Source organism: Ruegeria spongiae (assembly GCF_023502395.1).
Taxonomy (GTDB): domain Bacteria; phylum Pseudomonadota; class Alphaproteobacteria; order Rhodobacterales; family Rhodobacteraceae; genus Ruegeria_C; species Ruegeria_C spongiae.
In genome coordinates this window covers 52,694-72,817 of record NZ_JAMFMB010000001.1, presented here as the reverse complement: position 1 = coordinate 72,817, position 20,124 = coordinate 52,694, and the positions used below count along the sequence as shown (strand labels likewise).

Genomic DNA, 20,124 nt, shown 5'->3' with positions numbered 1-20,124 from the left:
CGAGTCGTTTCTATCGGGTGAAGCGACCCGCACGCCGAAAGATTGCGGCGCAATAGGGGGAAAAGCGACATGGACGCACAACCGGGCAGTCAAATTGCGACGGAATGCGGAAAACTGGGGCCGTCTGCGGCGCGTGCGTTACTCTATCTGCTTCAGAAACTTCTGCCGTCCCTTTTCACCCATGCGGTTGAGCGTCGGATAAAGCAGCCGCATCAGCCCGGGAAAAGCGGTCAGCAATCTTGCGGTCACCACATCCGAGCGCGGCACGAAATATTCCAGCTTCTTGCCCTTTTGCGCCCGTTTCAAGGCGGCAACCACATCATCGGTGGTTGAGGGCGTGGACAGGAAGTTCAGCGCGCTGCCGCCATTGGCTGCCTCATATCGCAACATCGGCGTGTCGATCGCATTGGGATAGATCGACGTCACGGCAATACCATGCGCGCGCAGTTCCTCGGCCAAGGACAGGTAATAGCCGCGAATGCCGAACTTGCTGGCGGTGTAAGCGGCGCTGCCCGGCAAGGCGACAAAGCTGGCCGCGGATTGCGTACCGATGATGTGGCCGTCACCGTGCTGCTTCATATGCTGCGCCAGCGCCTGGCTCAGATGCGTGGCGGCGCGCAGGTTGATATCGAGATGGCGACAAATCTCTGCGCGTTCCAGATCAACGGCGTGGCCGGGTTTGACGATCCCTGCATTCACCAACCCCACGGAAATCCGCTCGGATGAGGCGGCAACCTCGGCGCAGAGTGCCTCGAGCGAGTGCGGATCAGCCAGGTCGGACTTGCTGATCCGGGCGGTCGGGTAGCGCGCGGCCAATTCGCCCAGAATGGTCTCGTCCCGACCACAGAGCCAGAGCCGGTAACCGCTGTCGTGAAAATGCGCGGCGGCGGCTTGTCCGATGCCTCCGGTCGCGCCGGTGATGAATGCAATCCTGTCCGTGGTCATGCGCTGTCTCCCTGTCGCCGTGGGCGGGGGTGCTCTCAAGGCATCTGCTCGCAGATCACCCCCAATGCGTGGTCTCGGTTACTAGGCGATGAACAGTCACCGGTCCAACACGACCTTACGTTCCGAAGGGTTCCGCGATCACCGGACCTGTATGCCCGCGCGGTCAGAGGGTCTTTTGCATGGACACCACCTGCCCGCTCACGCCTGTCTCGTCCCAGCCCAAGGCGACATAGAAACGGCGGGTCCCCGACAGGCCCACATGGGTGCGCAGGGTCATCCGGGCATATCCCATCTCACGCGCAGCATCTTCGGCCATCTGCATCAGGCGGCCACCGATGCCGGTGCCCTGCGCCTCGGCAGAGACCGCGAGATTGGCGACCAGCAGGGCCGCCTCCTTTCGGATCAGAACGATGACGCCAAGAACCCGGCCCGCCCGTTCAGCAAGATGCACGATGTCGTCGCGGATATGCGCATCCAACCCATCGGTAACATCCGGGATACCGCTCAGCCGGGCACGTTCGGCGGCATAGGCGGATGTGATGACCCGCTCCAGCTCGGGCAGATCAGCAGGCTCGGCGGATCGCAGTCTAATGTCGGACATGGCGGCATCCTCCTTTTGCACGGGCCTTATTCTGCCTGAAATCCCTTGCGCTTGCCACCTCTGCGACCTAGTAGCTGGGCCATGAGCCAGACATCCCATGACCGCCTCCTTATCATCGACTTCGGCAGCCAGGTCACGCAGCTGATCGCCCGGCGCCTGCGCGAGCTGAACGTCTATTGCGAGATCCACCCCTATCAGAAGGTGACAATGGATTTCGTGCGCCAGATGGCCCCGAAAGCCGTGATCTTTTCGGGCGGCCCCGACAGCGTCACCCGCGAGGGATCGCCCCGTGCCCCGCAAGAGATCTTTGACTATGGCGTGCCGATTCTTGGCATCTGCTACGGCCAGCAGGTGATGATGCAGCAACTGGGCGGCCAGGTCGACGGAGGCAAGATCTCGGGCGGTGGCGGCACGGCGGAGTTTGGCCGCGCCTTTGTCACCCCTGAGGGCACGCTGCCGCTGCTGGAGGGCTGGTTCTGCGACGGCGATGAACAGGTCTGGATGAGCCATGGCGACCATGTCAGCCAATTGGCACCCGGCTTTGCGGTCTATGGCACCTCGCCCAACGCGCCCTATGCGATCACCGCTGATACCAGCCGCAATTTCTATGCGGTGCAATTCCACCCCGAGGTGCACCACACCCCGCGCGGTGCCAAGCTGTATGAGAATTTCGTGCGCCTCGCCGGGTTCAGCGGCGACTGGACAATGGGCGCCTATCGCGAACAGATGATCGAACAGATCCGCGCTCAGGTCGGTGACAAGCAGGTGATCTGCGGCCTCTCGGGCGGCGTCGACAGCTCGGTCGCCGCGATCCTGATCCACGAGGCCATCGGCGACCAACTGACCTGCGTGTTCGTCGACCATGGCCTGCTGCGCAAGAACGAGGCGCAGGAAGTGGTCGCCATGTTCCGCGACAATTACAACATCCGGCTGATCCACGCCGATGAAAGCGAGCTGTTCCTGGGTGAGTTGGACGGGCAATCCGACCCCGAGACCAAGCGCAAGATCATCGGCAAGCTGTTCATCGACGTGTTCCAGAAACATGCCGACACCATCGACGGTGCCGAGTTTCTGGCGCAGGGCACGCTCTATCCCGATGTCATTGAATCCGTGAGTTTTTCCGGCGGTCCGTCAGTGACAATCAAATCCCACCACAATGTGGGTGGCCTGCCCGAGAAAATGGGCCTGAAACTGGTCGAGCCGCTGCGCGAGTTGTTCAAGGACGAGGTCCGTGCTTTGGGCCGCGAGTTGGGCCTGCCGCAGAGCTTCATCGGTCGCCACCCCTTCCCCGGCCCCGGCCTGGCCATCCGCTGCCCCGGCGAGATCACCCGCGAGAAGCTGGAGATCCTGCGCGAAGCAGATGCGATCTATATCGACCAGATCCGCAAGCACGGACTCTATGACGAGATCTGGCAGGCCTTTGTCGCCATCCTGCCGGTGCGTACCGTGGGGGTGATGGGCGACGGGCGCACCTATGATTATGCCTGTGCCCTGCGCGCGGTTACGTCTGTCGATGGCATGACCGCCGACTATTACCCGTTCACCCACGACTTCCTGGGCGAGACCGCCACACGGATCATCAACGAGGTCGGCGGCATCAACCGCTGCACCTATGACATCACCTCGAAACCGCCTGGAACCATTGAGTGGGAATAAGTGACACGCAAAGCCGAATCGGGGCCGCTGATCCGGTAAAATAAGGACCAAGTGACGATGAACAGCAGGCATTTCTGGATTCTAAGGAAAGTACTGAAGCGCGCAACCGATACCTCGCGAGAACAGGTCAAAACCTACCGGATATTGGGCGATGCTTACGGTCAGTACGACTCGATGGAGAAATGGGACTGCCGCGACGGCTCTGGCAGAGAGATACCCTGGTATACCTACCCGGCCATTGAGTACCTCAACAATTTCGACCTAGGTGGCGCGCGCGTTCTCGAGTATGGCAGCGGAAACTCGTCGATTTACTACCTGAACGCGGGCGCGGTCGTCACATCAATCGAACACGATCCAATCTGGTCAGAGAAGGTCCGTGCCTCGGTCGCCAACAATGCAAATTTCACCTATGTCTTTGAGCAGAGTGAATCGGGTTACGCTGAACGTGCCGAAGTATCAGATGCCGATATCATCGTCATCGACGGGAAATTCAGAAATACTTGTGCCCGCCATGTTATCAAAAACATTGTGGCGCAGAACGCGGACCCTGCGTTGATCATCTTTGACAACTCCGACAGGAATCCGGTGGTCATGGCGCTGCTGGATGAAGGCATCGGCTGGCATCGGTGCGATTTCAATGGTTTCGGCCCGATAAACGCCTATACATGGACAACCTCCATTTATTTGAACCCAAGTCGTGCACTCAAACGTAAAGGACCGCTGGACCCGGTCGGCGGGCTCAAAGAGATCAGCCCCGAAGACCATTAATCTGACACGAAGCCTGAAAACCCGGCGTTGGTATGCCCACCAAAGGCCAACTGCGCAGAATTGGACCCCAGTCTGGCATGCATGGCCAGATGAAATAAAGAATAAACACACGGCCTCGGGCCTGGTCTGAAGACCGGTCTGATCGAGATCGTGCAGTAGCTGCAAATCGAGGTACAAATCATGGTCAAACCGGGCTGGCTCCGCCGCAGACAGGAAAAACAAAGGAAAAAGAAGTACTTTGGCCTAAACTACTTAGACGAGAAAATTGAACCTTACCTGAATTTCGATGGCGGGTTTTATGTCGAACTGGGCGCCAATGACGGAATAAATCAGTCGAATACGTACCGACTGGAACGCTCACGCGGCTGGCGCGGCGTTCTGGTGGAACCGGCGCCACATAACTACCTGAAATGCCTCGCTCTACGTGGCGAGAACAACTCCGTGTTTTGCGGTGCCTGTGTCGATTTCGACTATTCGGATCGGTTTGTTGAAATGGTGTACTCCAACCTCATGAGCGTCAGTCTTGGCATGGAGAGCGCCATTGACGACCCGCTGGAGCATATCGAACGCTCAAAGGTTCATTTGCCAAAATCCGAAACGAACTTTCGTTTTGGCGCGATTGCGCGAACTCTTGACGCAATCCTCACTGAAGCAGGTGCTCCCGAGCGGATTGATTTTCTTTCCCTGGACGTCGAAGGGGTTGAGATCCCTGTGCTGAAGGGTATCAACCATCAAAAGTACCGCTTCAGTTACATGCTGATCGAACACAAAGATTTTGATGAATTGTCCGCGTATCTCGGGCAGCACGATTATGTCTTTGAAGCGCAATTGTCCCACCATGACTACCTTTTCAAAGACGCAACCCAAACCAGCGAAACCCCACTTGCGTCAGGTGCCTGATCCGATGTGTTTCGGCGAAGCATGCACTCAGGAAGGACGGTCTGTTGGCTGCAGCTAATGTGTTGCACGCTGCGTTCTGGATGACAGGAGCAATCGCATCGTTCACACTCATGGCGGTGTCGGGTCGCGCTGCGGCCAGCACCCATGATACGTTCGAGATAATGATGTATCGCAGCCTGATCGGTGTGATCATCGTCTGCGCCGTGCTCACCTGGACACGAACCTGGCACCGGGTCAGCCGCGACCGGCTTGGACTGAACATGGCGCGCAACCTGGCGCATTTCACCGGTCAGAATCTGTGGCTCTATTCGCTCAGCCTGATCCCGCTGGCGCAACTCTTCGCGCTTGAATTCACCACCCCGCTTTGGGTGATCCTTCTGGCACCACTGCTGCTGGGAGAACGGATCACCGTCGCAAAGATGGTTGCCGTCGGGCTGGGTTTTCTCGGCATCCTCGTTGTTGCGCGCCCTGGTGCGGCGCCGCTAGGCGCAGGTGTGATTACCGCCGCGAGCTGCGCCATTTTCTTTGCGCTCACCATGATTGCGACCAAGCGGCTGACCCGGAGCGAAGGCATCGGCAGCATCCTGTTCTGGCTCACCACGATGCAGCTGATTCTGGGCCTGCTGGCCTCGGGGTATGACGCCGAGATCGCCCTGCCCACAACAGCGACCGCGCCCTGGCTGATTCTGATCGGAATCTGCGGCTTGTCGGCGCATTTCTGCCTTACCAACGCGCTCAGCATTGCCCCCGCGACAATCGTCGTTCCGTTCGACTTCGCGCGGCTGCCCGTTATCGCTATCGTCGGTGCACTGTTCTATCACGAACCCGTTGATATCTGGATTTTTATCGGCGGAGGCCTGATCCTTGCCGCGAACTACATAAACGTTAGAGCTTCCCTTACGTAACTGACGCAGATACGTCACATATCTGAAAACTTTGCCGTTAGGTAAGAGTTGACCGCGAATTTTCAGTTCTGTTAGCGACGCCCACACGCAATAATAGTACCCAGAGCAACAGGGACTCAGAGGACAATGAAAAAATCACTTATGGCGCTGGCGACGGCTGCGCTGTCACCTTCTGTTTTGTTTGCTGGCGGCGTCGATCGCAGCGGACAGGGCATCAACCTGATCTTTGAACCGGGCACGGTCATACAGGCCGGTCTGTCCTGGACCAGCCCGCGCATCAGCGGTTCTATTGCCGCGGATGCGCCGAACAACGCCACTGGCGAATATCGGCCGTCTGGAAACGTCGCAAGAAATTTCTGGATCCCGCAAGGTGGGTACAAAACTGCCATCAACGACCAGATCGATGTGGCTCTGATCTATGATGAGCCTTATGGCGCAGATATCCTCTATCCGGTCAAATGGCCATTCTCGGGCGAAACAGGCGGAAACACCCAGCAGCTGAGCGCCAAGGCCAAGGCAGAATCCCTAACCGGGATCTTGCGTTACAAGTTCGACAACGGGTTCAGCGCCATTGGGGGTATCCGCGCCCAGCGGCTGCACGCAGATGTTCGGGTTCCAGGCATACCGGCTCCTGGCGTTGATATGTACAACATTAACACCGACAAGCCGATCGATTTTGGCTATGTTGTTGGTGTCGCTTGGGAAAAGCCGGAAATCGCAGCACGCGTGTCGCTGACTTACAACTCGGCGATCAAGCATGATCTGGATCAAACGGAAACGACGAGTGCTTTGGACGTCAAAAGCACGTCCGAAGTGAAGTCACCACAATCGGTCAACCTTGATTTCCAGACTGGTGTCGCGGCGGACACGCTTGTCTTTGGTCGGATTCGCTGGGTGGATTGGCGCCAACTAGTTTGGAACGCCCCGGTGTATGATTCGATTTTCCAAGAACCTATCGTCAAGTTTGGCGGTTCCACCACGACGTATACGCTGGGTGTTGCGCGTCAGATCACTCCGGAATTCGCAGGCGCGATCGAAATCCAGTACGAAGATGCGCTGGACACGATCCAGACCGATCTTGGCCCGAATGACGGGTTCTGGGCCATCGGCATTGGCGGCACCTATGATTTCGGCGACACCAAGTTGTCGGGCGGTATCCAGTATACCGATGTTGGCGATGCGACCACCGATATCGGCGGCAAATTCAAGAACAACCACGCCTGGAGCGTTGGTATTCAGGTCACCCATTACCTGAACAAGAACTGATCTGAACGAAACAAAAACACGAGAACCCCGCCGGAGCCATCGGCGGGGTTTTTTGATTCCGCGCCCATGCACATGATTGACCAGGCTCCCACAGCGCTCTAGCTAGGGGCAAAAATCGGGACTGCGGGACATGCTCTATTCATCAGCTCAGGACTGGCGCGATGCGCCGCGCAAGAAAGTGCTGTTTTTCGGCATGTCCGGTCTGGGCAAGACCCATCTCAGCAATATTCTGCGCGCGGGCGGCGACTGGTTCCATTACTCGATCGATTACCGCATCGGCACCCGCTACATGGGCGAATACATCACCGACAACGCCAAGGCGCAGGCGATGAAGGTGCCCTTCCTGCGCGACCTGCTGCTGTCGGATTCGATCTATATCGGGTCGAACATCTCGTTCCAGAACCTCACCCCGGTCTCGGCCTATCTGGGCAAACCCGGCAATCCCGATCTGGGCGGTCTGGCCATCGCCGAGTACCGCCGCCGGCAGGAGCAGTTTCGCCAGGCCGAGATCCACGCGCTGCTGGACACGCCCTATTTCATCGACCGCGCCGAGCGGCTTTATGGCTATCCGAATTTCATCTGCGACACCGGCGGTTCGATCTGCGAATGGGTCGACCCCGAGGATCCGAAGGATCACGTGCTGTCTGAGCTTGCCAAGGACACGCTGATGATCTGGCTCAAGGGTGACGCCGCCCACACTGACGAGTTGATCCGCCGCTTCGACAAGGACCCCAAGCCGATGTCCTATCAGGCCGAGTTCCTGACCGAGATGTGGGAGGGCTACCTGTCCGAACAGGGCTGCGCCCCCGATGAGGTCGATCCCGATGCCTTCGTGCGCTGGACCTATGCGCGGGCACTGGCCCACCGGCAGCCGCGCTACGCGGCGATGGCGCGGAACTGGGGCCTCACCCTGACCGCCGATCAGGTGTCGACGGTGCGGGATGCTGTGGATTTCGACGCGTTGATTGGCGACGCGCTTGGGCGCTGACTAAGTGCCACAGGCCGCTCGCACCTGCCAGATCGCCCCGTGCGCGTTCAGCAGGCCGTAGCTCGCTCTGTACGCCCCGTCAGGGTCCACAATAGCAATCACGCGCCCCTGCCCCAGCAGGTTCAGAAACGGCGCCGAGGCGGGCAGATCGCTGGTCAACTCCCCGCGTCTGCCGTGAAAGACCAAGGGATAGGCACGGCCATCAATGCTGATCTGGAACACGCCTTCACGCGCCTTCAGCCCGTATAGCATCAAATAGCTGTCACGCCCCGGAATGCACTGGAAATACAGTCCCTGCCCGCTGCCATCTGCGGCAGCCAACCCCGCCGACCAAGTCTTGCCATCCGCCGCCATCCCCGCCGACCAGCCCTGCGCCACCGGCGCGGGTGTCACCGCCTGCGGTTGATATTGCGGCCCGGTGCAGTGCCTGCTCACGCATTGGTGATAGATCGCGCTCTGTGCGCCCGGAGAGTTTGCCAGACAGCTCCAGACACAGCGCTGCAGGTCCCATTCAGAGCCGTCCTGTGCCATGGCAGGCAGCGCCCACAGCATCAGCGCCAAAAAACCCAGTCTTTTCATTCCGGTCCCCTCCCGCCGGTCTGCACCTGATTGAGAGGCCACAGTCCCGCGCTGTCAAGCGTAACGAGGCTTGGCACCACCGCCTGCCCGGACTATCTAGCCCAGACACGTTCGCAAAAGAGCCCCCATCATGCCCATCAAGATCCCCGCTGACCTGCCCGCCTTCGACGTCCTCAGCCGTGAAGGTGTCATGGTCATGTCCGAGGATCAGGCGGCGCGTCAGGATATCCGCCCGCTGCGCATTGGCCTGCTGAACCTGATGCCCAAGAAGATCCAGACCGAGAACCAGTTTGCCCGGTTGATCGGTGCCACGCCGCTGCAGATCGAACTCAGCCTGATCCGCATGTCCGAACACCGCACCAAGACCACCGCCTCCGAGCATATGGCCGAATTCTATCGCCCGTTTCAGAAAGTCAGGGACGAGAAATTCGACGGTCTGATCATCACCGGCGCGCCGATCGAACATCTGGAGTTCACCGACGTCACCTATTGGGACGAGTTGGTCGAAGTGATGAACTGGACCCAGACCAATGTGCATTCCACCTTCGGTGTCTGCTGGGGCGGGATGGCGATGATCAACCATTTCCACGGTGTCAAGAAACACATGCTGGACGCCAAGGCGTTCGGCTGTTTCCGGCAACGGAACATGGACCCCGCCTCGTCCTTCCTGCGCGGGTTCTCGGATGAGTGTTTCATCCCGGTCAGCCGCTGGACCGAAATGAAGCAGGACGAGATCGACGCGGCGGACGGGTTGCGCACCCTGCTGGGCAGCGATGAGGTCGGCCCCTGTCTGGTGCGCGACCGGGCCCATCGCGCGCTCTATATCTTCAACCATTTCGAGTATGACAGCGACACGCTGAAACAGGAATATGACCGCGATGTCGCCAATGGCACGCCGATCAATGTGCCGCTGAACTACTACCCCGACAACGACCCCTCGAAAGAGCCGCAGAACCGCTGGCGCAGCCACGCGCATCTGCTTTATGGCAACTGGATCAGCGAAATCTACGAAACGACGCCCTTTGACATCAGCCGTATCGGTCATAGCTCCACCGATCTGAGGGCCTGACCGGAGATGCGCGCGCTGGTGATCATCCTGCTTGTTCTGGGTGCCTTCTGGGCGCTGACGCTCTGGCTCGCCAACCGCAACGAGGCGCGCGCCGAAGCCAGCCATCCAGCCAGGGGTGAGTTGCTGCAGGTGGACGGTCATCAGGTCCATGCCGAGGTGATGGGCGAAGGCCCGGATGTGGTGCTGATCCACGGCTCGAACGGCAATACCAACGACATGACCTATCGCCTCGCCCCGGCGCTGGCCAAAAACTACCGGGTCATCGTCTTTGACCGCCCCGGACTGGGTTATTCCGACCCGCTCAACCCCAACGGCGCGACGATCACGGAACAGGCCACGCAACTGATGAAGGCCGCGCAACAGCTTGGCGCCGACAAACCCATCGTGGTTGGCCAAAGCTATGGTGGCGCGGTGGCGCTGGCTTGGGCAGTCGCACATCCTGACGCTCTGGCCGCTTTGGTGCCGATTGCGGGCGCGTCGAACCCCTGGGACACCGAGCTGGAACTTTTCTACAAGCTCACCGCCAATCCAATCGGGGCGGCGGTGGTGAACCCGCTGATCACAGCCTATGTGCCGCAATCGGTGGTCGAGGATACCTTTGTCGATGTCTTCGCCCCGAACCCGATGCCCGAGGATTATGCCGATCATTTCGGCCCCGGTCTCAGCCTGCGGCGTGACTCGCTGCGCGCCAACGCGCGGCAACGCTATAATCTGCTGGGCGAGATCGAGGAATTGGCCCCGCGGTATCATGAAATCTCGGTCCCGACCGAGATCGTGCATGGCACCGACGACACGGTAGTGGGGCTGGAAATCCACTCGCAGACCCTTGTCGAACAAATACCCGATGCGGTCCTCACCAGTCTGGAAGGCGTGGGCCACATGCCGCAGCATGTTTCGGTCCCCGAAGTGGTGGACGCCATTGACCGGGCGGCGGAACGGGCGGGTTTGCGTTAATCCCCTTAACATTCCATAGTGCGTGTACGAGCAAACAGGGAGGCCCGGAATGTCTCGCAAAAACAAGGGCGAAATCGCCAGGTTCATCGCTGAGGACGCGCCGGGCCATCTGCGCAAAGCGTTGGAAAAGGCGGCCAAGGACGACATCATCACCGACAGTTACCCTTACGCCGAACGGATGGGCCGCAAAGCCTATGAGGCGCAGATGGAGGCGCTGCAGATCGAGCTGGTCAAGCTGCAATCCTGGGTCAAGGAAAGCGGGCAGCGCGTCGCGGTAATCTTCGAAGGGCGCGATGCCGCTGGCAAGGGGGGCACCATCAAGCGGCTGCGCGAAAACCTCAACCCGCGCGGCGCGCGGGTGGTGGCGCTGACCAAACCCTCGGATACCGAAAGCAGCCAATGGTATTTCCAGCGCTATGTCGAACATCTGCCCTCGGCCGGGGAAATCGTGTTCTTTGACCGCAGCTGGTACAATCGTGGCGTGGTCGAGCATGTGTTCGGCTTCTGCATCAACGACGAACGCGAGCGGTTTTTCCGTCAGGTCCTGCCACTGGAAGAGGGCCTGGTGAATGACGGCATCAAGCTGTTCAAGTTCTGGCTCAATGTCGGGCGCGGCGAACAGCTGCGCCGGTTCCGGGATCGCGAGACCTCACCTTTGAAGCAGTGGAAACTCAGCCCCATCGACGTGCAGGGCCTGGCCAAATGGCAGGAATATTCCAGCGCCATCAGCGAAACCCTGACCCGCAGCCATTCCGGCTTTTCGCCCTGGACCATCGTGCGTTCGGACGACAAGCGCCGGGCAAGGATCGCGGCGATCCAGACGGTGCTGCACGGGCTGGAATACGACGACAAGGACGCCGACGCGCTTGGCACCGTCGACGGCAAGATCTGCGGGGGCCCCGATATCTGGGATGGCTAAACGCGGCTATCATCACGGCAACCTGAAACAGGCGCTGATCGAAGGCGCGCTGGTGTTGATCGAGGCGCGGGGCCCCACCGGTTTCACCCTGTCCGAGGCGGCCAAGACCGCGGGCGTGACCCCTGCGGCGGTCTATCGCCATTTCGAAGGCCGAGAGGACCTGATCGCCGAGGCCGCCCGTCAGGGCTTCGAGATGTTCGCCGACCTGATGCAGTTCGCCTATGACAAGGGCCAGCCCTCGGCGCTGGCCGCGTTCGAGGCGACGGGCCGCGCCTATCTGGCCTTTGCCCGCAAGCATCCCGGCCACTATATCGCGATGTTCGAAAGCGGCATCTCGGTCAACCGCACGCCCGCGCTGGCCGACGCCGCCGCCCGCGCCAAGGCGGTGCTGGAAAAGGCCGCGCAAGAGCTGTCGGAACACATCCCGCCGGAAAAACGCCCCCCCGCCTCGATGGTCAGTGCCCATATCTGGGCGATGAGCCACGGCGTGGTCGAGCTTTACGCCCGCAATACCGGCACCGCCTCACCCTTCCCGCCCGAGGACCTGCTGGAATCGGGTGTGGGGATTTACCTGCGGGGTCTGGGACTGATCTCGCCCGACGGTTAAGGCTGGAACCGCGAGCGGACCTGCCCGGCGCGCAGATCGGCGCTGACATTGATCAGCTCCATCTCGCCCATGCCCTTGATGTCATAAGCCCCGATATCGGAGACCTGAAATTCGTCGATCAGGTCATATTTCATCGACTCAGGTGCGACGATCTTCATCGGGTGGGCGAAGATCTGCAGCCGTGACGCCATATTCACCGCCGGACCAAAGACGTCATACACGTATTTCTGAATTCCCACGACAGACCCAACAGCCGCCCCTGATCCCAGGCCGATCCGGGCGCGCCATTTATGCGGGTGGCTTTCATTGCGCCGTTCCAGATAGCGCAGGAAGCGGATGGCGCAATGGGCCACCGCTGTGGCGTGATCGGGGGTTTCGTCCGGCATGCCAGAGACCGCCAGATAGGCATCGCCAATGGTCTTGATCCGCTCGCAGCCATATTGCTCGACGATCCGGTCGAAAGCGGTGAAAATGTCGTTCAGCTCACCCAGCGTGATCGTCGGATCGGTTTTGGCGGCGAAATCGGTGAAATCGACAAAATCCAGCATCACCACCGAAACGTTCTTGTAGAGCTGCGGGGTGACCACGCCGAAGGTCTTGAACTCTTCATAGACCGAGCGCGGCATCAGGTTGAGAAGCAGCCGTTCGACCCGCTCTTTCTCGCGCTCCAACTCGCGGGTGTTGCGCTCGACCATGGTCGAATAGCTGTCGATCATGGTCTCCAGCTCGCGGATGCGGGTGATGTTCTGACATTCCACGATCAGCAGCGGTTCCTCGGTGCCGCTGGACAGCGAGATATTGACCGCAAAGATCAGTGTCCGGCGGCGCGGCTTGATCTCCAGCTCTGCCGAATAGCGCTGGCCGGTTTCGCAGACCTGCTCCAACGCCTCAGCGTCAAGTTCGCCCAGAACCGCCGTCAGCGTTGCGTCCGGGTCCGGCGTGCCAAACCATTCGGCAAAAGGTTCGTTGTGAAAGACCAATTGCAGGTCTGAGGCGCGCGCCAGCGCCACGCCCACACCTATGGCCCGCAGCAGGTGCTCGTTGATGGCGGAAATGCTCATCCTGCCTCGCGCGTTACGATGATCGACCGTTTGGCTTCGACAGCGGCAATTGCGGTATCAACATCTTCGGGCGACATTCCATGGTCCAGCACGGCCTGCCCCAAGAGCCGCGCCACCTCGTCGAAATGGTCATGGGTGATGCCCAGCGGCCGGTGCACCACCTCGAGCCGGTCGTCGCTGAACGAGGCGGGCCCGCCCAGAAGCGACGAAATGAACTTGGTCTGGTGATCAATCAGACGTGGCATGTCGACATCGTCGAAGTGATGGCCGATTTCTTCGGAATCGAGTACCATTTCATAAAATTGCAGCACCACCCGGCTCACGGTTTTGAAGCCGCCATGCTTTTCATAGAGTGACTGCGCCATCGTTGATGCCTTGATCCGCCCGCCCGGAATGGAGTCTCAACGATAGGTCACTTCGTGCAAAATGTTAAACAATTTGCACATTTGCCGGATTTTCACCCTCCGGTTGCGCCCAGCGGGCACCCCGTTTTGACAACAAAAAAGGCCGCGCATCTCTGCACGGCCTTTCGAAATTGTCGGATTGTTCCGGCTTAACGCTTGGAGAACTGGAAGCTCTTACGCGCTTTGGCCTTGCCGTATTTCTTACGCTCGACGACGCGGCTGTCGCGGGTCAGGAAGCCAGCGGCTTTCAGAGCGCCACGCAAGGACGGATCGTAGAGTTGCAGCGCTTTCGAGATGCCGTGCTTGACCGCACCGGCCTGACCGGTCAGGCCGCCGCCCTTGACGGTTGCGACAACGTCGAACTCGCCTTCGACACCGGCCACCTGGAACGGCTGGCGCAGGATCAGCTGCAGAACGGGGCGTGCGAAATACACGTCCTGGTCCTTGCCGTTCACGGTCACCTTGCCGGAACCGGGCTTGATCCAGACACGGGCAACCGCGTCCTTCCGCTTGCCGGTGGCATATGAGCGGCCCAGCTCGTCACGCACGGGTTCGCGCGCAACGATTTCTTCGGCCACGGTTTCAACGCCTGCAACGGCGCTCAGCTCTTCGAGAGTATTGATCTGATCAGCCATCGGTCATTAGCTCCGGGTGTTTTTCTTGTTCATGGATGCAACATCCAGAACTTCGGGGCTTTGCGCCTCGTGGGGATGCTCGGCACCGGCATAGACGCGCAGGTTGGTCATCTGCGTGCGCGCCAGACGGTTGCCCGGCAGCATGCGCTTGACCGCCTGGGTCACGACGCGCTCGGGGTGGGCACCCTCGAGGATCTGCTGTTTGGTGCGCGACTTGATGCCGCCCGGGTGGCCGGTGTGCCAGTAGAAGTTTTCTTCGCGCTTCTTGCCGGTCATCTGGATCTTTTCAGCGTTGATCACGATGACATTGTCGCCCATGTCCATGTTCGGAGTGAACGACGCTTTGTGCTTGCCACGCAGGCGCATGGCGACGATCGAGGCAAGACGGCCCAGAACAACGCCCTCGGCGTCGATCAGGATCCACTTCTTGTCGATGTCTGCAGGTGTTGCAGAAAAGGTTTTCATGGCAGGTCTAGGTCCTGTTTGAAGTGAAAGACCGCCCCAAGCCAGAGCGGTCCGAATTCGATGGATGCGTATCTAGACATCCAAAGTTGTCTCGTCAAGCAACCCGATGTTAATAAAATCTCACAATAACAAATGGTTACAAAATAGGTATCATTTTACCCCACACTCCAACCAGGATTCCTCGGTCAACACCCACCGCATCCACTGCGTTGTAACCCCGTCGAGATCAATCAGCCGGTTATCGACATGTCGTGCGCCCAGCTTGGCGGTGCCCTTCTGCGAGCGCAGATTGCCGGGATCGATATGGAACCACACCTCTTTGCGCTCCTGAAATGCACGCTCCAGCATCAGCCCCTTGATGGCCCGGTTGCTTGTCCCGCCCCAATGATCGCGGGTGATGAAACTATATCCAATGCCGATCCCGCCGGGCACCTCGGGCGGCTCATAAAAGCGCGAACATCCGATCACCCGATCGGTTCCCTCTTCGCGTACCGTCACGGCCCCGCCTGCCCCAAGCAGAAAGTCGAAATACGGGCCAAAGACCTCTTTCTGAGCGCGCGTCGTGGCGGGATGGCCTGCCCAGATCAACGGATCGCTGGCGGCCAGATACAACGCGTCAAAATCATCTCTGACCATGGGGACGATGACAAAGCCATCGCCGCGCATTTCGGAAACATTCATTTGTGCGTCTTCCTTAAACCGATATCCGTTCGGGTGGGTTGTCCAGCAAATGCCGCAGGCGGGTCATGGCGGCCTCAAACGTTGCCAGGCTGACACCGGCATTTATCGCCAGCCGGACCGCATGGGGTGTCCGCGTGGTACGGCAGGCGAATTCCTCGGCCGACCGGATCTGGATTCCCTCGGCCTCGGCCGCCCGGCAGAAGGACGCCGCGCGCCAGCCTTCCGGCAGCGTCAGCCAAAGAAACGGTACCGGAGACCGCCAGTTCAGTTGATAGGTCCCCAGGATATTCACAGCCGCCTTGATGTAGTCACCGGTCACACGCTGCAATTCCTCCAGCATGGCGTCCAGTTGCGGATGAGACAGCAGTTTTTCGGTCAGATCGACCAGCGGCGTGGCCAGTCCGAAGAAGCCGTGTTCAACCGCCCGGCGCAGATCGGCGATATGCCCGTCCGGAGCAACCGCGACCCCGATGCGCAGCGCGGGCGTGATGGATTTGGAGATCGAGGTCACGAACCAGGACCGCTCCGGCGCCAGCACGCGATAGCCCGGCGCATCGGCAGGCATGTGGCGGTAACAGTCATCTTCGAGAATGAAAAGATCGCGTTGCCGGGCAACACGAACCAGCGCCTCGCGTCGCTCAAGGGGTGTGAACAGGCAGGTGGGGTTGTGGACTTCGGGCGAGGTGCAGAAGATTTGCGCATCATGGGCGCGTGCGGCGGCTTCAAGCGCCTCGGGGATCACGCCCTGCTCGTCCATGGCGACCGGAACCACCTCGGCGCGCAGCAGATCGGCGGCCCGGCGGAAACCCGGATAGGACAGTTCCTCGACCAGCACCGCCGGGCGCCTGCCCCGCAGCACCGCCTGCATGATCAGGGAAATGGCGTTCTGGCCGCCATTGGTCAGAACCACATCATTTTCCCGAATGCGCCCGATCGGCGCGCGCGACAGCCATTGTACAGCCGCCTGCCGCGCCGGGCGGGAACCGGTACGGCTGGGGTAATGCATCAGCCCCGAGGGCGGGTCCTGCGCGATCTCAGCCAGCAAGTGCCGGATCAGCGCCGATTGCCCGACTCCAGGCAGATGCGGCGAAAACAGATTGACGGTATGGGCGTCCGCGCCATCGCTGTTATGGGCGATCACGTCCACTTCGATCGGCGCAACACCCGCCTGATCCATGCGCGGCGGCGCTACAAATGTACCCCGGCCCACCTCGGCCTGTAACAATCCCTCATCGGTCAGAATTGTATAGGCCCGCGCAACGGTGCCGGGCGTGATGCTCAATTGATATGCCAGTTCCCGCACCGGAGGCAACTTTGCACCGGGTTGCAACACCTTGTCTTCGATTGATTTTCTGATCGTGTCGGCCACCAGTTTATACTTGGGGCCTTTCTCGCGCGGCAGGGTGTCGGGCCAAATTGTACCCATTACAATCTTTCCTTTGATTTGGCACAATATCGAATGTACCCATACATCATATCCACTAACTACCTCATTGTGTCAATACAATTGAAAGGACCCACTATGACACACGCTTCGCAGAACCCTGCCCTGACGCTCCTCACCGCCAGCCCCCGGCTGCCGCTGCTGGCCGCCCTGGCGGTCCGTTTTGCGGCGACCGTGACACGGTGGGAACAACGGCGCCGCACCCGCATCAATCTGAGTTATCTCGATGACCGGCTTCTGTCCGATGTCGGCCTGACCCGCTGGCAGGCGGGCCGGGAAACGGCACGCCCGTTCTGGGATACCTGACCAACTCCCCGTCCCGATCCGGGACCTCCAGACTGGCCGGGCTTTGCCCGGCCTTTTTTCAGCCCGAGTCGGCGGCGGTAGACCCAACCGGCGGGATCGAATAGGTCATCGTGGCGCGGGCAACCGGTGCATCGCTGCCCTCGGACAGGATCAGCACATCGCCCACCGCCAGGCTGCGCCCGAGCTTGAGCAACCGGCATTGCGCGATCATCGCCACATCGCCGCGCGGCTTGCGCATGAAATCCATCGAACAATTGGTGGTCACCGCCAGCGCCTGCCGACCCAACCGCGCCAGCACGATCGCGTAGACGCTGACATCGGCCAGCGCGAACATCGACGGACCCGACACCGTGCCACCGGGCCGCAAATGCCGCTCGGCGGTGAGCAGCCGCATGGTCACGCCATCCTCTGACAGCGCGTCAATCACGAAATCCTCGCGCACCTGGGGAAAGATCTCGGCCAGATAGTCCGCAAGCTCTTCCCTGTTCATCTTCAGTGACATGCTTCCCCTCCGCCCTGCCGCCGCATAGAGTTGGCGCGGAACAGGGGTGAGGGCAAGATGGCAATTCTGGAACGGCATGACAAAGATGCGGTGGCGCATCTGCAATTGAACGCGCCCGAGCGGCTCAACGCGCTGTCGGACGAGATGCTGGCGGCACTGCAAGACGCGCTGGAGCAGATCGCCGAAGACCGCGATGTGCGGGCAGTGATCCTGTCAGGTGCGGGCAAGGCCTTCTGTACCGGGCACGACCTGAAGCAGATGACGGCGGGACGCCAGCACGAGGATGGCGGCAAGGCCTATTTCAAGGACCTGTTTGACCGTTGCGCCCGGATGATGATGGCCGTTCAGGCGATCCCGCAACCGGTGATCGCACAGGTTCATGGGATCGCCACCGCTGCCGGCTGCCAACTGGTGGCAACCTGCGATCTGGCGATCGCCGCCGAGGACACCCGATTCGGGGTCAACGGCGTGAATATCGGCTTGTTCTGTTCAACCCCCATGGTCGCTCTGACCCGCAACATCCCCCGCAAGCAGGCCTTCGAGATGCTCACGACCGGCCAGTTCATCGACGCCCCCCGCGCCGCCGAACTTGGGCTGATCAACCGCGCCGTTCCTGCGGACAAGCTGGCAGATGAAACCAACGCGCTGGCCCAGACCCTGACCCAAAAGCTTGGCGCTGCTGTAAAAATCGGCAAACGCGCCTTTTATGAACAGCTTCAGATGCCGCTGGATCAGGCCTATGCCCATACCGGAAACGTCATGGTAGAAAACATGCTGCACCGTGATACCGAAGAGGGTATTGCCGCCTTTATCGAAAAAAGACCCCCCGATTGGAGCCAATAAAGGGAACGTCTCACATTTTTTTTAGCATTGTTTCGATATTCGCACTTTTAATTTGGGCGAGACTGTGTCAAAGCTTGGGCATGGCGAAAGCCAAGGATAGTTTTGGGTCGTTGTAGGTGGAAGGTCCCTCCTGGTCAGTTCTCTCGCTGACTTCGACATTCCCGCCGCAGCGACCCCAAATCCTCCCCCTCCTGACAATTCGGTTCTGACAGTCACTGGCATCGTTGCGTCCGCGCGCGCCCTGCCCTATGTGGCAGCCCATGACAGAGATATTGCATATCGTGGGCGGCGGCATGGCCGGGTCCGAAGCGGCCTGGCAGGCGGCACACATGGGCGTTCAGGTGGTGATCCACGAGATGCGCCCCAACGTCGGCACTTTCGCCCATCAGACCGGCAATCTGGGCGAGATGGTGTGCTCGAACTCGTTCCGCTCCGATGATGACGAACAGAACGCCGTGGGTCTGCTGCATTGGGAAATGCGCGCGGCTGGCGGGTTGATCATGTCCAGCGCCGACCAACACCGCCTGCCTGCGGGTGGCGCTTTGGCCGTGGATCGCGAGCCTTTTGCCGAAACCGTCACCGCGCGGCTGCGCGCCCATCCCAATGTGACCATCTCCTCCGAAGAGATCACAGGCCTGCCCGAGACAGGTCAATGGATCTTTGCCACCGGCCCGCTGACCTCACCCGCCTTGGGTGAAGCGATCCGGGCCGAGACCGGCGCCGAGGCGCTGGCCTTTTTCGACGCCATCGCACCCATCGTCTATGCCGAGAGCATCGACATGGAAAAGGCCTGGATGCAGTCGCGCTATGACAAGGGCGAGACCGAAGAGGAACGGACCGCCTATCTCAACTGCCCGATGGACCGCGACCAGTATGAGGCGTTCATCGACGCGCTGCTGGCCGCAGATAAGGCTGAGTTCCACGAGGGCGAGACCGCCAGCTATTTCGACGGCTGCCTGCCGATCGAGGTAATGGCCGAGCGTGGCCGCGAGACCCTGCGCTACGGGCCAATGAAGCCGGTGGGCCTGACCAACCCGCACCAGCCCGATGCAAAGGCGCATGCGGTGGTGCAGCTGCGCCGCGACAACGCGCTGGGCACGCTGTTCAATATCGTCGGCTTTCAGACCAAGATGAAATATGGTGCCCAGACCGAGGTGTTCCGGATGATCCCCGGTCTGGAAAACGCCAGCTTCGCGCGGCTGGGTGGCATCCATCGCAACACCTTCATCAACTCGCCCACCTTGCTGGATGACCGGATGCGGCTGCGTGCGCGCCCCAATATCCGCTTTGCCGGGCAGATCACCGGAGTCGAGGGCTATGTGGAAAGTGCCGCCATGGGTCTGCTGGCCGGGCGACTGGCGGCATCCGACATTCTGGGCCACGCCCTGCCCACCGCGCCGCAGGACAGCGCCATGGGCGCGTTGATCCATCACATCACCGGCGGCGCCGAGGCCAAGACCTTCCAGCCGATGAATGTCAATTTTGGCCTGTTCCGCCCGGTCGAGGGCCTCAAGGGGGGCCGTCGAGGCCGTAAGGACCGCTACAAGGCCTATACCGACCGCGCCAAATCGGCCTGGCAGGGCTGGCTGGAGCAATGCGCGCTGGACGCGGCCTGACCGGCACGTC

General features: G+C 60.3%; 23 protein-coding genes. 13 read left to right on the top strand and 10 right to left on the bottom strand.

Features of this window, described 5'->3' with window-relative positions; translation table 11 throughout:
- Positions 1–138: 138 nt before the first annotated feature.
- Both M3P21_RS00370 and M3P21_RS00365 read right to left on the bottom strand, forming a co-directional pair.
- Positions 139–945, bottom strand: coding sequence for an SDR family NAD(P)-dependent oxidoreductase (locus M3P21_RS00370; RefSeq protein WP_249705893.1), 807 nt, complete (start codon positions 943–945; stop codon positions 139–141).
- A gap of 163 nt (positions 946–1,108) precedes the next feature.
- Positions 1,109–1,546: a GNAT family N-acetyltransferase gene (locus M3P21_RS00365; RefSeq protein WP_249705892.1), complete on the bottom strand. Its 438-nt coding sequence runs from the start codon at positions 1,544–1,546 to the stop codon at positions 1,109–1,111.
- 81 nt (positions 1,547–1,627) lie between these two features.
- On the opposite strand from M3P21_RS00365, the gene guaA reads away from it, so the two are divergent.
- The 6 genes from guaA to M3P21_RS00335 all read left to right on the top strand — a co-directional run bounded on the left by guaA (position 1,628) and on the right by M3P21_RS00335 (position 8,029).
- The gene (gene guaA / locus M3P21_RS00360; protein ID WP_249705891.1) at positions 1,628–3,202 is read left to right on the top strand and encodes a glutamine-hydrolyzing GMP synthase; all 1,575 of its coding nucleotides are present in this window, start codon (positions 1,628–1,630) and stop codon (positions 3,200–3,202) included.
- 57 nt (positions 3,203–3,259) lie between these two features.
- The gene (locus M3P21_RS00355) at positions 3,260–3,970 is read left to right on the top strand and encodes a hypothetical protein (RefSeq protein WP_249705890.1); all 711 of its coding nucleotides are present in this window, start codon (positions 3,260–3,262) and stop codon (positions 3,968–3,970) included.
- Between the two features lie 180 nt (positions 3,971–4,150).
- The gene (locus tag M3P21_RS00350) at positions 4,151–4,870 is read left to right on the top strand and encodes an FkbM family methyltransferase (RefSeq protein WP_249705888.1); all 720 of its coding nucleotides are present in this window, start codon (positions 4,151–4,153) and stop codon (positions 4,868–4,870) included.
- An 80-nt stretch (positions 4,871–4,950) separates the two neighbouring features.
- Positions 4,951–5,775: a DMT family transporter gene (locus M3P21_RS00345; protein ID WP_249706328.1), complete on the top strand. Its 825-nt coding sequence runs from the start codon at positions 4,951–4,953 to the stop codon at positions 5,773–5,775.
- A gap of 141 nt (positions 5,776–5,916) precedes the next feature.
- Positions 5,917–7,041 carry an outer membrane protein transport protein gene (locus M3P21_RS00340; RefSeq protein ID WP_249705886.1) on the top strand — a complete coding sequence of 375 codons (1,125 nt, stop codon included), beginning with the start codon at positions 5,917–5,919 and terminating at the stop codon, positions 7,039–7,041.
- Between the two features lie 130 nt (positions 7,042–7,171).
- The gene (locus M3P21_RS00335; protein ID WP_249705884.1) at positions 7,172–8,029 is read left to right on the top strand and encodes an ATPase; all 858 of its coding nucleotides are present in this window, start codon (positions 7,172–7,174) and stop codon (positions 8,027–8,029) included.
- Here the strand turns inward: M3P21_RS00335 and M3P21_RS00330 are convergent, their stop codons facing one another.
- The gene (locus M3P21_RS00330; RefSeq protein ID WP_249705882.1) at positions 8,030–8,608 is read right to left on the bottom strand and encodes a hypothetical protein; all 579 of its coding nucleotides are present in this window, start codon (positions 8,606–8,608) and stop codon (positions 8,030–8,032) included.
- Between the two features lie 130 nt (positions 8,609–8,738).
- Here M3P21_RS00330 and metA point away from each other — a divergent pair, with 130 nt between their 5' ends.
- From metA to M3P21_RS00310, 4 genes are read left to right on the top strand one after another with little or no spacing between them, the layout of a single operon-like run.
- On the top strand, positions 8,739–9,677 hold the full coding sequence (gene metA / locus M3P21_RS00325) for a homoserine O-acetyltransferase MetA (RefSeq protein ID WP_249705880.1): 939 nt from the start codon (positions 8,739–8,741) through the stop codon (positions 9,675–9,677).
- Positions 9,678–9,683: 6 nt separating this feature from the next.
- Complete coding sequence (locus tag M3P21_RS00320; protein WP_249705878.1) at positions 9,684–10,631, top strand: alpha/beta fold hydrolase; 948 nt, start codon at positions 9,684–9,686, stop codon at positions 10,629–10,631.
- 49 nt (positions 10,632–10,680) lie between these two features.
- Positions 10,681–11,550, top strand: a complete 870-nt coding sequence (gene ppk2, locus M3P21_RS00315) for a polyphosphate kinase 2 (RefSeq protein WP_249705877.1) — start codon at positions 10,681–10,683, stop codon at positions 11,548–11,550.
- Positions 11,543–12,157, top strand: a complete 615-nt coding sequence (locus M3P21_RS00310; RefSeq protein WP_249705874.1) for a TetR/AcrR family transcriptional regulator — start codon at positions 11,543–11,545, stop codon at positions 12,155–12,157. Before ppk2 ends, M3P21_RS00310 begins: the two co-directional genes overlap by 8 nt.
- Here the strand turns inward: M3P21_RS00310 and M3P21_RS00305 are convergent.
- From M3P21_RS00305 to M3P21_RS00280, 6 genes are all read right to left on the bottom strand, one after another.
- Positions 12,154–13,218 carry an adenylate/guanylate cyclase domain-containing protein gene (locus M3P21_RS00305; protein WP_249705872.1) on the bottom strand — a complete coding sequence of 355 codons (1,065 nt, stop codon included), beginning with the start codon at positions 13,216–13,218 and terminating at the stop codon, positions 12,154–12,156. The genes M3P21_RS00310 and M3P21_RS00305 overlap by 4 nt on opposite strands.
- Complete coding sequence (locus M3P21_RS00300) at positions 13,215–13,583, bottom strand: group I truncated hemoglobin (RefSeq protein WP_249705870.1); 369 nt, start codon at positions 13,581–13,583, stop codon at positions 13,215–13,217. Before M3P21_RS00300 ends, M3P21_RS00305 begins: the two co-directional genes overlap by 4 nt.
- Positions 13,584–13,771: 188 nt before the next feature.
- A complete protein-coding gene (rpsI, locus tag M3P21_RS00295) occupies positions 13,772–14,257 on the bottom strand; it encodes a 30S ribosomal protein S9 (protein ID WP_249705868.1) in 486 nt (161 codons plus the stop codon).
- A 6-nt stretch (positions 14,258–14,263) separates the two neighbouring features.
- Positions 14,264–14,722: a 50S ribosomal protein L13 gene (gene rplM, locus M3P21_RS00290; protein ID WP_249705867.1), complete on the bottom strand. Its 459-nt coding sequence runs from the start codon at positions 14,720–14,722 to the stop codon at positions 14,264–14,266.
- A 150-nt stretch (positions 14,723–14,872) separates the two neighbouring features.
- Positions 14,873–15,403: a GNAT family N-acetyltransferase gene (locus tag M3P21_RS00285; protein ID WP_249705866.1), complete on the bottom strand. Its 531-nt coding sequence runs from the start codon at positions 15,401–15,403 to the stop codon at positions 14,873–14,875.
- 13 nt (positions 15,404–15,416) lie between these two features.
- Entirely contained in the window at positions 15,417–16,829 is a 1,413-nt protein-coding gene (locus M3P21_RS00280; RefSeq protein WP_249705865.1) for an aminotransferase-like domain-containing protein, read from the bottom strand.
- Positions 16,830–16,925: 96 nt separating this feature from the next.
- On the opposite strand from M3P21_RS00280, the gene M3P21_RS00275 reads away from it, so the two are divergent.
- Complete coding sequence (locus M3P21_RS00275; RefSeq protein ID WP_249705864.1) at positions 16,926–17,153, top strand: DUF1127 domain-containing protein; 228 nt, start codon at positions 16,926–16,928, stop codon at positions 17,151–17,153.
- A gap of 58 nt (positions 17,154–17,211) precedes the next feature.
- Here M3P21_RS00275 and M3P21_RS00270 read toward each other — a convergent pair whose 3' ends face one another.
- Positions 17,212–17,655, bottom strand: coding sequence for a PaaI family thioesterase (locus M3P21_RS00270; RefSeq protein WP_249705863.1), 444 nt, complete (start codon positions 17,653–17,655; stop codon positions 17,212–17,214).
- Between the two features lie 57 nt (positions 17,656–17,712).
- On the opposite strand from M3P21_RS00270, the gene M3P21_RS00265 reads away from it, so the two are divergent.
- Positions 17,713–18,498 carry an enoyl-CoA hydratase gene (locus M3P21_RS00265; RefSeq protein ID WP_249705862.1) on the top strand — a complete coding sequence of 262 codons (786 nt, stop codon included), beginning with the start codon at positions 17,713–17,715 and terminating at the stop codon, positions 18,496–18,498.
- A gap of 260 nt (positions 18,499–18,758) precedes the next feature.
- Positions 18,759–20,114 (top strand): methylenetetrahydrofolate--tRNA-(uracil(54)-C(5))-methyltransferase (FADH(2)-oxidizing) TrmFO, encoded by a 1,356-nt coding sequence (gene trmFO, locus M3P21_RS00260; RefSeq protein WP_249705861.1) that lies wholly within the window; start codon positions 18,759–18,761, stop codon positions 20,112–20,114.
- Positions 20,115–20,124 lie beyond the last annotated feature (10 nt).